The 12,848-nt window shown below is 37.2% G+C and carries 11 protein-coding genes; 7 read left to right on the forward strand and 4 right to left on the reverse strand.

Annotated elements, in window-relative coordinates; all coding sequences use genetic code 11:
* Positions 1–768: 768 nt before the first annotated feature.
* Entirely contained in the window at positions 769–1,194 is a 426-nt protein-coding gene (locus AAKU52_RS11125) for a secondary thiamine-phosphate synthase enzyme YjbQ (RefSeq protein WP_354333388.1), read from the forward strand.
* 53 nt (positions 1,195–1,247) lie between these two features.
* Here the strand turns inward: AAKU52_RS11125 and AAKU52_RS11130 are convergent, their stop codons facing one another.
* The 4 genes from AAKU52_RS11130 to AAKU52_RS11145 all read right to left on the reverse strand — a co-directional run bounded on the left by AAKU52_RS11130 (position 1,248) and on the right by AAKU52_RS11145 (position 4,828).
* The gene (locus AAKU52_RS11130; RefSeq protein ID WP_354333390.1) at positions 1,248–1,502 is read right to left on the reverse strand and encodes an Orn/Lys/Arg family decarboxylase; all 255 of its coding nucleotides are present in this window, start codon (positions 1,500–1,502) and stop codon (positions 1,248–1,250) included.
* A 79-nt stretch (positions 1,503–1,581) separates the two neighbouring features.
* Positions 1,582–2,889: a branched-chain amino acid transport system II carrier protein gene (brnQ, locus tag AAKU52_RS11135; protein WP_354333392.1), complete on the reverse strand. Its 1,308-nt coding sequence runs from the start codon at positions 2,887–2,889 to the stop codon at positions 1,582–1,584.
* 243 nt (positions 2,890–3,132) lie between these two features.
* The gene (locus tag AAKU52_RS11140; RefSeq protein WP_354333394.1) at positions 3,133–4,230 is read right to left on the reverse strand and encodes an acyltransferase family protein; all 1,098 of its coding nucleotides are present in this window, start codon (positions 4,228–4,230) and stop codon (positions 3,133–3,135) included.
* Between the two features lie 442 nt (positions 4,231–4,672).
* Positions 4,673–4,828, reverse strand: a complete 156-nt coding sequence (locus AAKU52_RS11145) for an SDR family NAD(P)-dependent oxidoreductase (protein WP_354333489.1) — start codon at positions 4,826–4,828, stop codon at positions 4,673–4,675.
* A 179-nt stretch (positions 4,829–5,007) separates the two neighbouring features.
* Between AAKU52_RS11145 and AAKU52_RS11150 the strand changes: the two genes are divergently transcribed.
* The 6 genes from AAKU52_RS11150 (at position 5,008) to AAKU52_RS11175 (ending at position 12,848) form a co-directional block, all read left to right on the forward strand.
* On the forward strand, positions 5,008–5,238 hold the full coding sequence (locus AAKU52_RS11150; RefSeq protein ID WP_502931028.1) for a TFIIB-type zinc ribbon-containing protein: 231 nt from the start codon (positions 5,008–5,010) through the stop codon (positions 5,236–5,238).
* A 328-nt stretch (positions 5,239–5,566) separates the two neighbouring features.
* Positions 5,567–8,122: an adenosylcobalamin-dependent ribonucleoside-diphosphate reductase gene (locus tag AAKU52_RS11155; RefSeq protein ID WP_354333398.1), complete on the forward strand. Its 2,556-nt coding sequence runs from the start codon at positions 5,567–5,569 to the stop codon at positions 8,120–8,122.
* 400 nt (positions 8,123–8,522) lie between these two features.
* Positions 8,523–9,401, forward strand: coding sequence for a PfkB family carbohydrate kinase (locus AAKU52_RS11160; protein ID WP_354333400.1), 879 nt, complete (start codon positions 8,523–8,525; stop codon positions 9,399–9,401).
* A gap of 240 nt (positions 9,402–9,641) precedes the next feature.
* A complete protein-coding gene (locus AAKU52_RS11165; RefSeq protein ID WP_354333402.1) occupies positions 9,642–10,172 on the forward strand; it encodes a gluconate 2-dehydrogenase subunit 3 family protein in 531 nt (176 codons plus the stop codon).
* A 10-nt stretch (positions 10,173–10,182) separates the two neighbouring features.
* The gene (locus AAKU52_RS11170) at positions 10,183–11,889 is read left to right on the forward strand and encodes a GMC oxidoreductase (RefSeq protein WP_354333404.1); all 1,707 of its coding nucleotides are present in this window, start codon (positions 10,183–10,185) and stop codon (positions 11,887–11,889) included.
* 104 nt (positions 11,890–11,993) lie between these two features.
* Positions 11,994–12,848: a dienelactone hydrolase family protein gene (locus tag AAKU52_RS11175; RefSeq protein WP_354333406.1), complete on the forward strand. Its 855-nt coding sequence runs from the start codon at positions 11,994–11,996 to the stop codon at positions 12,846–12,848.

The raw sequence follows: 12,848 nt of genomic DNA on the forward strand, positions 1-12,848 counted from the left end.
TTTCTGCCCGGGACTTTTTCCTGTTCATTCAGGTACTCCTGTTCGGGCAGGCTAAGCAGGCGCTTGGCTGTGCGCCAATTCATCCCAAAGTGATCCGCTATTTTCTGCGTGGAAAATCCTTCACGTCCCATTTGGTGAACTAGATGATACGTCATAAGTTTGTTTAAATAATGGTTCATAATAACCCTGTCGTTTTGATAGATGACAAAGGTTGTTTTTCTTTTGGGGGCTCGCCCCCAAAAGAATGAACTATGTATTCATTCTTACCGATTTCTCTGCAGCATTCTTACCGAAAACCCTGCACTCTTAATTGCCAAAAGTTGTGTATTCATATTTACCGTTCACAAACGATTGCCTACTGCTTAATATTAATACATTGTAGCTGTCCGCTGGTGAAAATATAACATCAGGACTGCACTAAGAATACAGAATGGCTTAATCCAATGTCTAGAAGTTATTGTTAAAAACGAAAATCATTGATGGAGGTGTGTTGAAACGCAAAAAATAACATCATATTGCAATCCAGCTGACGTTGGATATATAATAGGATACCTTTGGAGACTCAAAATTGTCGGGTTTTTAAATCAAATGGTGCATACTCTTTACCGAATAGAACTAAAAGTAGAAAGTTTTAAAAAAAAAGGTAAAATTGTCATGCTTCAGGTAAGATAAGCCAAATCCTGAAGAGTGGAAGCACTAAGTTCCCTTAATGACTTACTCGTTAAACGTAATGCAATGATAAAAAACGATGCTTAATGCAATTAAAATATGGAAATTTTTCAAACAACTATAGCGCTAAGGGCAAGAAAGAGAGGGTTTCATCTGATTACTGATGAAGTATTTAGCGCTCTACCAGAAATTAAAACGCTTAAACTTGGGATTTGCCAGGTGTTTATTCAACACACTTCAGCTTCTCTTACTATAAATGAAAATGCAGACCCAACGGTTAGGACAGATTTTGAAATGTTCTTTAATAAGTCTGTGCCAGAAAATGATCCTGATTATGAACATGATTATGAAGGTGCTGATGATATGCCTGCGCATTTAAAATCTTCTCTATTGGGATGTTCAGTAAGCATGCCTATCAGTAATGGAAAGTTAACATTAGGTATATGGCAAGGGATTTACCTTTGTGAACATCGTGATTATGGTGGAGAAAGAAAATTAGTGATAACAGCCTGGGGTAATACTTGATTAAAGAAGTGATGTTAAACAATTGATTACTATTGCATTATTGGCGGTTAATCTTATTTTAAACACCAAACATTGTAGGTTTCATCTTTCATGACATAACCCTCCACAATTTTTTCAAAATTAGGAAATTTTGTTCTCCATTCCTGAAGGCTTCGCATATAGCTTAGCCAAGGGCCGTCCGCTGGACCGAAGTTTTCACCTTCACAAATCCACCAAAAAGAATAGAAGCAATTGTCGTTAGAAGGCATGGCATGGCAAGCAGGATTTACCTCCAGGACAACATTTTTTAGAGCCTTTATTAAAAACACCGGTAAAGCTCCTTCCTATTACTTAGGTGATACTCATCATAAACAGTAATAAGATAGTAAAAAATGTAACCTATTAATTCTAAGGACTGTCAACTTGTTCTTGGTTAGCTGAGCCACTGATTGCCCAAGTTGCAAAGAAGCCAATAGCAGAAGGGATAACCCAACCTAATTCATACTGAAAGAGAGGGATGTGGTTTAATACTTCCAAGTTACTTTCGCTAAGGAGTGAAAAGTTTTTAAGTAAATAAAACACAGCAATGGCGCCTGAAGCCAATAATGCATTGATATAAGGTTTTCGGTTTCTGACAATGGAGCCAAAGAAAACAAAATAAAGAACCAAGGTTATCGCAATTGGATAAACGAAACTAAGAACCGGATAGGCGAGGTTTATGATATTATCTACTCCAGTAATGGAAAGCACACAAGAAGTTACACAACAAATGGTAACCAATAATTTATAGCTCAATTTTCCCTTGCTGAGTGAGGAAAAGAAGGTTCCAAAAGCGGCAACCAAAGCAATCGAAGTTGTCAAACAGGCAACCGCAATCGATATGGCAATACCAATGTTTCCATATCGGCCTAAAATGGAATGTGAGATATTCATCAATAACTCAGAACGCTTGATTGAAGTGCCCGATATTCCTGAAGTAGCTCCCAGATAGATAAGTCCTCCATAGATAATGAATAGAAAAGTGGATGAAATTGCACCAGCGGTCATCACCACCTGCATTTTTGATCGCGTTTCTTGATAGCCTTTTGCTTTGGATGCAGCAATAATAATTCCGGCGAAGATAACGGAGGCCAAGACATCTAAGGTTTGATAGCCATCAATAAAACCTAATGTGAACGATTGGCTACTGCTTAATGATGAAACATTGTAGCTGTCTACTGGTGAAAATATACCGATCAGAATTAATAAAATTAGTAAGACTAAGAGTATCGGCGTGAGGATATTACCAATAATATCAACGATGCGTGTTGGTCGGATTGTTAAAAGCCAAGTCGCGATGAAAAAGATCACAGAAGTCCAGGCTGGACCAGATCCTGGGAAAGATGGCAGTATACCCACTTCATAAGTCGTAGCCGCTGTGCGCGGAATGGCAATCAACGGACCAATGCAGAGCATAATAACGGTCCCTAAAACGGGGGACATAAGCGGGTGAATTTTAGCTCCTAGATCTTCGAATTTGTCACCAGCGTTGACGATGGAAAGGATTCCCAGGAAGGGTAATAAAATACCGGTCAGTCCGAATGCCAATATGGTGATCCAGACATGGTCCCCTATCTGTATTCCAATATATGGAGGGAGTAATAAATTGCCTGCGCCGAAGAACATGGCAAATAGGGCAAAGCTTATGGTGATAATATCTCTTTTCTTTTTATTCAAATTCTTATTTTTTTTTGAAACTTCGATCTATAAAAGTCCGCAAATTAGCTAATTTTTCTTGTTTTCATCAAGGCGTCCCGTTCTAAAAAACCTTGCAGGTGATTGTTTTAGTCCTGCTTCTTCCATATAATTATAAGAAGGCAAGTCAATTATCCAATTTTTTGATGCTAGACTTTTAAGAATCCCCATTTTATTTTGAGCTAGAACCTTGGGGTGAGCTATTTAATAAGCTAGTTTATAAGGTCACTTTTTAGTTATTTGCGCTTTCATTTTATTATTCAAATATTTCCTTACAGGAATATCATAAAATACCATAACTAGATAAGCAAAGCCCATTAAAAGGATTAGGGAGCCTATAATAATAAAGGTCAATTGGCCGACTGAGGGTTGGTGATTGGTGTAATAGTTTCCAAACATCCATAATACAGCATAGTGCGTCATATACAATGGATAGGATATTTTCCCGGAAAACGTACAAAGATTTTTTAAACCTTTTGTTAGGGTAGCCCCAGCTCCTAAAGCTATTAAAAACGGGAAGTAAAACAATACCACTGCAGGTTCTGTAAGCCAGTTCCATTTCCCAAAAGGCATTAAAAAGGCTAATGACAGCAACGCACACATACCTATAAAACCAATTTTATTTTTTATGATCCAGTTGAAACGATAAATGGCTAGTCCCGCTAAAAATGAATAAAAGATGCGCGCACCGCCATGCCAAAAGCTGCTTTTATCCCAGCCACCGATTAAATTGCCTGCACTATAGCTAACAAAGCAAAGTGTTGCTGCAGCAAGCAGAATTAATAATAGTAAAGCTTTACGACTAATGCGAAAAAGGATAAACGCATAAAATATATTAGCAACATATTCCCAAAATAACGACCAAGCTGGTGCATTGAAGCTAAACAAATTAAAAGCCCGCTCCTGCATTACCGGAAATGGGATCAGAAAAATAGAGGTCACAAATATTAATAACGTTCTACCTAAACTATACAGTTCACTATAGTTGCCAAATGGATCTAATAAAAAGGTAAGTAAGCCTAATATGGAACCAAGTACAATCAGCGGATGCAGCCTGATGAACCTTGATTTAAGAAATCTCATTATACCCATTTTGCTAATGCGGTCATCATAAGCATATCCAATAACAAAACCAGAAAGACAAAAAAAGAAATCGACAGCAAGGAAACCATGCCCAATAAAATTTTTACTAAGATCTGAATAGGCCCACTCCATAAAGTGGAAGATAACCACCGCTACAGCTGCTAGGCCTCTTAAGCCATCGAGAATTTCAAAATGTTGTTTTGTTTTTAAAATATTGGAAGATACCCGGGTTTCGTTCATTTATATTGGTTAGAAGCTAAACAATGTGAAAATCCAAAAATAGTCAATTGAGCGCATTTTTCAGGAATTTTTAATTAAACCTTCTTGATTGGATATTCTGTCGATTAACCATTAAAAATTTTGGCAAAAATCTTAAAAATTTGTTGGCAGATCATAGCGTACCGGTACTGGCATTTTCACCTTTTCTTTTGTCTCTGTATATTTCATTTCCGCTGTCTTACGCAGGTATTCTTTTATATATTGCCTTTTTAAACGCTTCCGCAATAGAACTATTACGCCTTGTTAATTAAAGTCCCCATTCATGTTTTAAACATTTTTTAACTTGGTGGTAGTAATGGTAAACTTGTCAAAAAATATAGGCTGCATAGTTTATTAAGGCTAACTGTAACAATAATAAAATTTAAACCACCTATCTAAGGTTTGCTTTCCGCCTCCATTTATATTATATTCTAGTTTCACCAGGACCTACTAGATTTACACGGATATTGACTGGACCATAGTCATAAGCAAGATTTCTCATCATATGGTTGATAGCAGCTTTGGAAGAGGTATAAGCACTTATTGCAGGGCTTTTGTTAATAGAAGCCATATTGATAATACACCCTTACCCCTTCTTTTTTGGATGTAAGATTTAGTATTATTTTAGTGACATTTTTATATCTATATACACTTATCAAAAGAACATGCGTTAACTTTATAAAAGTAATAAACGAAAAGTTAATTTTTAAACCTAAACATCATAAAATGAAATGTCCTTCCTGTAATGAAACCTTATTAATGAGCGAAAAAAAAGGTGTTGAAATTGATTATTGCCCTAACTGCAGAGGCATTTGGCTTGACAGAGGAGAGTTGGAAAAGATAATGGACCAATCAACAAATCATTATGCGAATAAAGATAATTACGAAAGAGATTATAAAAATTATGGGGAAGGTCAACATGGAGACCAAAATAGGCAATACCCACCTAGAAAAAAGAAATCATTTTTGAACGATTTCTTTGATTTTTAAAGAATTGAAAATCAGCATTGATTTACTTAGCAACGAATAAAAAGATCATTTAGACATTGGTGAGGAACAATAAAAAATAGTAATAAGTATTAAAGGAATTCCTCCAAAAGCTAATAGACTGTAAGATTGATTGTTAAGGAAATAATTGCTTTTATAATTTTGTTTAGTTTAAATTATTTGTAAACTTTATGTAATTTTATGAAATATAAATAGCTGATAATGAGTTATTTATTTCTTTTTTTTTGAAACTTATAAAGTTGCCATTTGGGTTCAGTTTTCTATTAAGTATCTTTGTAAGCTAATAAATACTTAATCATTGTTATATACTATGAAAGCTGAAGCCCTGGAAAAAGCCCAAATCACTTATACTTCTGATGAAGCCTATAGAAAATCTCTTGACTACTTTAAAGGTGATGATCTTGCCGCGCGTGTATGGGTAAATAAGTACGCATTGAAAGATTCTGCTGGTACAATTTATGAAGGTACGCCTGATGATATGCACCGTAGGATTGCAGCAGAATTGTCTCGCATAGAGCAAAGATATCCAAACCCTTTATCAGAAACTGAGGTGTTTGAGTTGATCAGGAATTTCAAATATATTATTCCCCAAGGCAGTCCTATGACAGGCATTGGCAATCCATATCAAATCGCCTCTCTTTCTAATTGTTTCGTTATCGGTAATGATGGTGATTCCGATTCCTATGGAGGGATCATGAAAATTGATCAGGAACAGGTACAGTTGATGAAAAGGCGAGGTGGTGTGGGGCATGACCTATCACATATCCGTCCTAAAGGATCGCCTGTAAAGAATTCAGCATTAACTTCTACTGGTATTGTTCCTTTTATGGAACGCTATTCTAATTCCACGCGTGAAGTGGCGCAAGATGGTAGAAGAGGGGCACTGATGCTTTCAGTAGCAATTAAGCACCCAGACGCAGAAGATTTTATTGATGCTAAAATGGAGCAGGGTAAAGTAACTGGTGCAAATGTTTCCGTGCGTATTGACGATGCATTCATGAATGCCGTAGCTTCGGGTGAATCATATCAGCAACAGTATCCGATAAACAGCAGTAATCCTGTTTACCTTAAAAATATAGATCCAAAACAACTATGGAAAAAGATTGTCCACAATGCATGGCGTTCAGCAGAGCCTGGGATACTATTCTGGGATACCATTATTAGGGAATCGGTGCCGGACTGTTATGCCGATCTGGGTTATCAAACCGTCTCCACTAACCCTTGTGGTGAAATACCTCTCTGTCCTTATGATTCCTGCCGTTTGTTGGCGATCAATCTCTTCTCTTATGTAGAAAAGCCTTTTACTTCTGGAGCCTATTTTAACTGGGAGTTGTTTAAACAACATATTCATGTAGCTCAACGGATGATGGATGACATCATCGATCTGGAGTTGGAGAAGATAGATGCTATTCTGGTTAAGATAGCTGAAGACCCTGAAGGTGAAGAACTTAAACGTATTGAGATGAATCTATGGTTAAATATTAAAACCAAGGCTAAAGAGGGTAGAAGAACAGGTATTGGGATTACTGCTGAAGGCGATATGCTTGCTGCAATGGGTTTGCGTTACGGCAGCGATGAAGGGACTGCCTTTGCGGTTGAGGTCCATAAAACCATTGCTCTTGAAGCTTATCGTTCTTCTGTGATTACGGCAAAAGAAAGAGGCGCCTTTACTATATTTGATGCAAAACGCGAAGAGAATAATCCATTTATACAGCGCCTTAAAGCTGCAGATCCTAACTTGTACAATGATATGGTTAAATATGGCAGGCGCAATATTGCTTTGTTAACCATTGCTCCAACAGGAACGACCAGTCTCATGTCTCAAACCAGCTCTGGCATAGAACCTGTGTTTATGCCGGTGTACAAAAGGAGAAGGAAAGTAAATCCGAATGACAAGGATGCACGTATTGATTTTGTAGATGAGGTCGGTGATTCTTGGGAAGAATATGTGGTTTTTCATCCTCGCTTTAAGCAATGGATGGAGGTGAACGGTCACGACCTTACCAAAAACTATGCACAAAAAGAGCTGGATAAACTTGTCGAGCGCTCCCCCTATTATAAATCTACTTCAAATGACGTTGATTATTTGAAAAAAGTTAAAATGCAAGGTGAAATCCAAAAATGGATTGATCATTCCATCAGTGTAACGATTAATATGCCCTCAGATGTGACAGAAGAGCTAGTCGGTGAAGTTTACATGGAGGCTTGGAAATCGGGCTGTAAAGGGGTGACCGTTTATAGAGATGGTTCCCGTTCCGGAGTGCTTATTTCTAATGAAATACCTGAATCTGAAGAGGCACAAATAGAAAGTCAGCTCATCTTTTCAACCATTAGGCCTGTGGTATTGAAAGCTGATGTAGTCCGTTTTCAGAACAGCAAAGATAAATGGATTGCGTTTATTGGCTTAATAGATGGAAAACCATATGAAATTTTCACTGGTTTTGTGGATGATGAAGATGGTATTTTATTGCCAAGATGGGTAAATGACGGCGTAATTATCAAAAGTCGTGAAGCAGATGGTAGTTCACGATACGACTTTCAGTATAAGAACAAACGTGGTCATAAAACAACTATTGAGGGATTGTCTTATAAATTCAATCCGGAGTACTGGAATTATGCTAAGTTGATCTCCAGTACGTTAAGACATGGTATGCCTATCGAAAAAGTAGTGGAGTTAATCAACAGTTTGCAGCTTGATGAAGCTATAAATACCTGGAAAAATGGAGTGGCTCGTGCGCTAAAACGCTATGTCCCGGATGGAACAGTAGCTGCGAAACAACAGTGCCAGAACTGTAAATCAACCAACTTGCATTACCAGGAAGGATGTTTAACTTGTAAGGATTGTGGTTCGTCAAAATGCGGTTAAATCCGCCATTTTAAATTCCTAAAATATTTAGAAAAGAATCAACAAAAGAGTCTGTCATATTAAAATGAAGACTCTTTTGTAAAACGTATTTACCCTTAAATCTGCCAATGATTTCCATTATGTTTTTTAGCTTTGGATGGCTAATAAAGATAAATGTTAGCCCTTTTAAAATAAAGTTATTAAAAGAAAATTTGATTAAGCCATCATGGTCTTTTTCTATATAAAACCACCTCTAAATTTTGAAAAAATTGATATGATCTTTTTTTGTATTTTTGAATAAAGAAATCATGGTGTGAGGGGAATTATTAAAATGTTTAACTGATTCAGGTTAGTAATAACTACTTTTTAAATGAATGATTGCAAAAGTAGTTGCTATTTTCTTGCTTAATAATTTTAAAATATGGTTGATATCTGTTGTATAGGACATATTACATCTGACAAAGTGGTTACCACGAGTTCAATAATGCACATGGCTGGAGGCACTGCCTATTACTTTTCTTACCCCTTTTGCAATCTTGATGTGAGCTACCTGCTAGTGACCGCTCTTGCAGCGAAAGAAATGAATTTTGTAACGAACCTTCGTTCGCATGGGATTGAGGTATTAGTGCAGCAGAGTAAACATACAGTGAATTTCGAGAATATATACAGCGAAAATCAGGATCACCGAACACAGAATGTATTACAACAGGCAGATTCTTTTACAGAAGAATTTTTATTTCCAATACAAGCTCAAATTTTCCACCTTGGACCGTTACTGCCAGATGATATACCTGTTTCATTGATTAAAATGCTTTCGGCCAAAGCAAGAATAAGCTTGGATGTACAAGGATACTTGAGGGAAGTTATAGACAAAAAGGTATATCCTAGAGACTGGCCTGAGAAAATAGAAGCGTTGCAGTACATTGATATTTTAAAAGCCGACGAAGGCGAACTCATTGCATTGACAGGGTGTGAGGATGTAAGAAAAGCAGCTAGGATTGTTGCGGATTGGGGGGTGAAAGAAGTTGTAATCACCAACGGTAGTCAAGGTTCTTTTATTTTTTATGGGGATGTTTTTTATACCATCCCAGCATTTCCCCCTAAAATAATTGTTGATGCCACCGGATGTGGGGATACTTATATGGCAGGTTACTTATACCAAAGGATTAAAGGAGCCGGAGTGCAACAGGCTGGAATTTTTGCTGCTGATTTAGCCAGCAGGAAAATGGAGTTTGCCGGACCATTTAATGGAGCTATCATAGCCGATGAAACCGGCAGGTTATTACCCGCCGTCGGCTAAGTACTTAATTGATAATATGAATTCCATAACTTATCCATTTTTAAAGTGGAGCGTTCGCTCTAGGTTAATGCGACCAATCCAAATGTTAAATTAACGCTCAGCTAGTTATATAAATTTTCTTGATTGAAATTTGTAATATAATTTAATATATTAGAAGCTCGTTAAGCAATAGACTTAAACTTTAAAAAGTTAAGTTTATATGCTGATAACCAAATAAACGATTTAAACTTCAATAGAAAAATGGAGAGACGCTTCGCGATCAAACAAATTCTAATTATGGCAGGTGGTATAGCCCTGCTTCCCTCGTGTTTAAAAGAATCTGGAAAGTCATCAATTCTATTAAAAAACCTTACGGTAACTCTTGATCAGGAATTGCTGTTGGGTGAAATTGCCGAAACAATTATCCCCAAAACTGATACTCCAGGGGCTAAAGAATTAAACCTTCATCTTTTTGTGCTTAAAATGCTTGACGATTGTTATGAGCCAGAAAAGCAACGTGACTTTTTAAAGGGTTTAGAACAACTTCAGCAGGAAACACAAAACCAGTTTGCTAAATCTTTTTCAAAATTAACCCTCATGGAGCGAGAAGAAGTATTACGCAAAATTGAAAACAATAAGGAAGCCTCACCTGAACTTGCTGTATTTTATCAACTCATGAAAAATAAAACAATTCAGGGGTATGTGAGCTCAAAATATGTAATGACTAATCTAAAAAAATGGGAATTAGTTCCAGGCAGGTACAATGGTTATTTTCCTGTTAAATCTGCTTAATTTAAAAATAATGTCAAACTTAAATATAGACGCCGATAAGGCAAATACTTTTGATGCCATCGTCATCGGTTCAGGTATCAGTGGTGGTTGGGCCGCAAAAGAATTTACTGAAAAGGGCTTAAAAACACTTGTGCTCGAAAGAGGTCGTGATGTACAGCATAACAAAGATTATCCCACCACTAATAAATATCCCTATGAATTTGAACATAGGGGAGAGCCGGTCTTGTCGATTAAAAATGAAAATCCAATTGCGAGCAGGTGTTACATTTTCAAAGAAGATGCAATGCATTTTGTAGTTAAAGATAAAGAGCATCCCTATGTTCAGGAAAAACCTTTTGATTGGATCAGAGGCTACCAGGTAGGGGGTAAATCTTTACTTTGGGCTAGACAAACACAACGCTGGAGTGATTTTGATTTCGAAGGACCTGCTAGGGATGACTTTGCTGTAGACTGGCCAATCCGTTATAAAGATATTGCACCATGGTACAGTTATGTCGAGAAATTTGCAGGTATTTCTGGTAACAAGGATGGTTTAAAGGAATTACCTGATGGTGATTTTCTGCCAGGATTTCCCCTGAATGCTGTGGAGGATTATTTTAAAAACTTCGTTAAAACCAAATATGAAAATAGGCATGTCATCAGTGCAAGGTGTGCTCATTTGTCCAAACCGAATCAGATTCATTTAGACCAAGGTCGCGGACAATGCCAGAACAGAACCCTTTGTCAGCGTGGTTGTCCTTTTGGAGGCTATTTTAGTAGTAATGCTTCCACTTTGCCCTGGGCAGCTAAAACTGGCAATTTAACTTTAAGGCCATTTTCTGTGGTGCAGTCTGTTATTTATGATGACAAAAAAGGTAAGGTGACTGGTGTAAGGATTATGGATGCAAACACCAAAGAAGTGTCTGAGTATTATGCTAAAGTTATTTTTATAAATGCTGGTGCCTTAAATACAAACCTTATTCTTCTGAATTCAATATCCCAGCGTTTTCCCCAAGGTTTAGGTAATGACAATGGGCAGTTAGGTAAATTTGTAGCTTTCCATAATTATAGCGCCAGAATCAGTGCGGAATATGATGGTTTAAAACAATATACGACCGATGGCAGAAACCCTGCTGGGGGTGGGTACCTTCCCCGGTTTAGAAATGTATATAAACAAGAAACAAACTTTAAAAGAGGTTATGCGGCAGGTTTTAGTGCTTACCGGTCTTCGGATAGTGATACCAACACCTTAGGTGAACAATTGAAAAATAACTTACTGAAACCAACTTTAGGTCCATGGAAAGTGGGATCGCACATGATGGGGGAGACCATCCCTAAAGAAAGTAATTTTGTGAGTTTAAGTAAAGATCAAAAAGATGCCTGGGGTGTTCCTTTGTTGAATATTTCTGTTGTCTATGATGACAATGATGTACTGATGAAAAAAGATTACCTAGAGCAGCTAACGGAGATGTTTACCGAAGCAGGTTTTAAAAATATTAAAGCGAATGATGGCACCCAAGCTCCAGGACTAGATATTCACGAAATGGGTGGAGCAAGAATGGGGCATGATCCTAAGACCTCTATTCTTAATCAATGGAACCAGTTACATGCCTGTAATAATGTATTTGTGACAGATGGTGCTTGTATGACCTCTACTTCAACACAAAACCCTTCATTAACTTACATGGCATTGACAGCTAGAGCAGTTGATTATGCGGTAAAGTCGCTAAAAGGTTAGCAATAAAAAAAGAACTAATTAATACCAATCTCGCACAAACAAATACTTATTAAATGTTATTATAGGAGAATAAAAACAGCGGCAACCTTAAAACTATTTGCACCATGGATCAGAAAATTATCAACCTGTACGATTCGTACACACACAGCCAGCTTAGTAGAAAAGAATTTATTAAAAAACTATCTATTTTAGCAGGTGGAACTGCTATAGCAATGACCATGCTTCCCTTACTGGAAAATAATTATGTTGCTGCTGCTTCTTTAGTAAATGAAGATCAGCTGAGTACAGAAACCATCAGTTATAAAGGTGTAAATGGTGAAATGAAAGGCTTTCTGGCAAAACCTAAGAATGGTAAAAATTTAGGTTGTGTATTGGTTATTCATGAAAATAGAGGTCTGAATCCACATACCATCGACGTGACCAAGCAAGTTGCAGCGGCTGGTTTTTTGGCCTTAGGTGTAGATGCTTTGTCAATTACAGGCGGTACGCCAGCAGATGAAGATAAAGCTAGAGATGAAATTGGAAAACTTAATCCTGAAGATAATCTTCAGAATTATTTATTGGGCCTCGATTATTTGAGAAAACGTAAGGATGGAAATGGAAAAGTTGGTTGTGTAGGTTTTTGCTGGGGGGGTAAAATGGCTAATATGTTAAGTGCAAATGACCCTAAACTGAAGGCGGCAGTTGCTTATTATGGTGCTCAGGTAGAAGCTTCTGAAGTGCCAAAAATCAAAGCATCCCTCATGTTGCATTATGCTGGCCTCGATGAAAGGATAAATGCTGGGATACCAGCTTATGAAGCAGCATTAAAACAAAATGGAATTGACTACCAGCTTTATATTTACGAAGGCGTTAACCATGCTTTTAATAACAATACTTCACCAACCCGATATAATGAAGCTGCAGCCAAACTCGCTTGGGCAAGGACAATTGATTTGTTTAAGAAAAAACTAAGTTAA

The organism is Pedobacter sp. CG_S7 (genome assembly GCF_040544395.1).
In the GTDB taxonomy this organism is placed as follows: Bacteria; Bacteroidota; Bacteroidia; order Sphingobacteriales; family Sphingobacteriaceae; genus Pedobacter.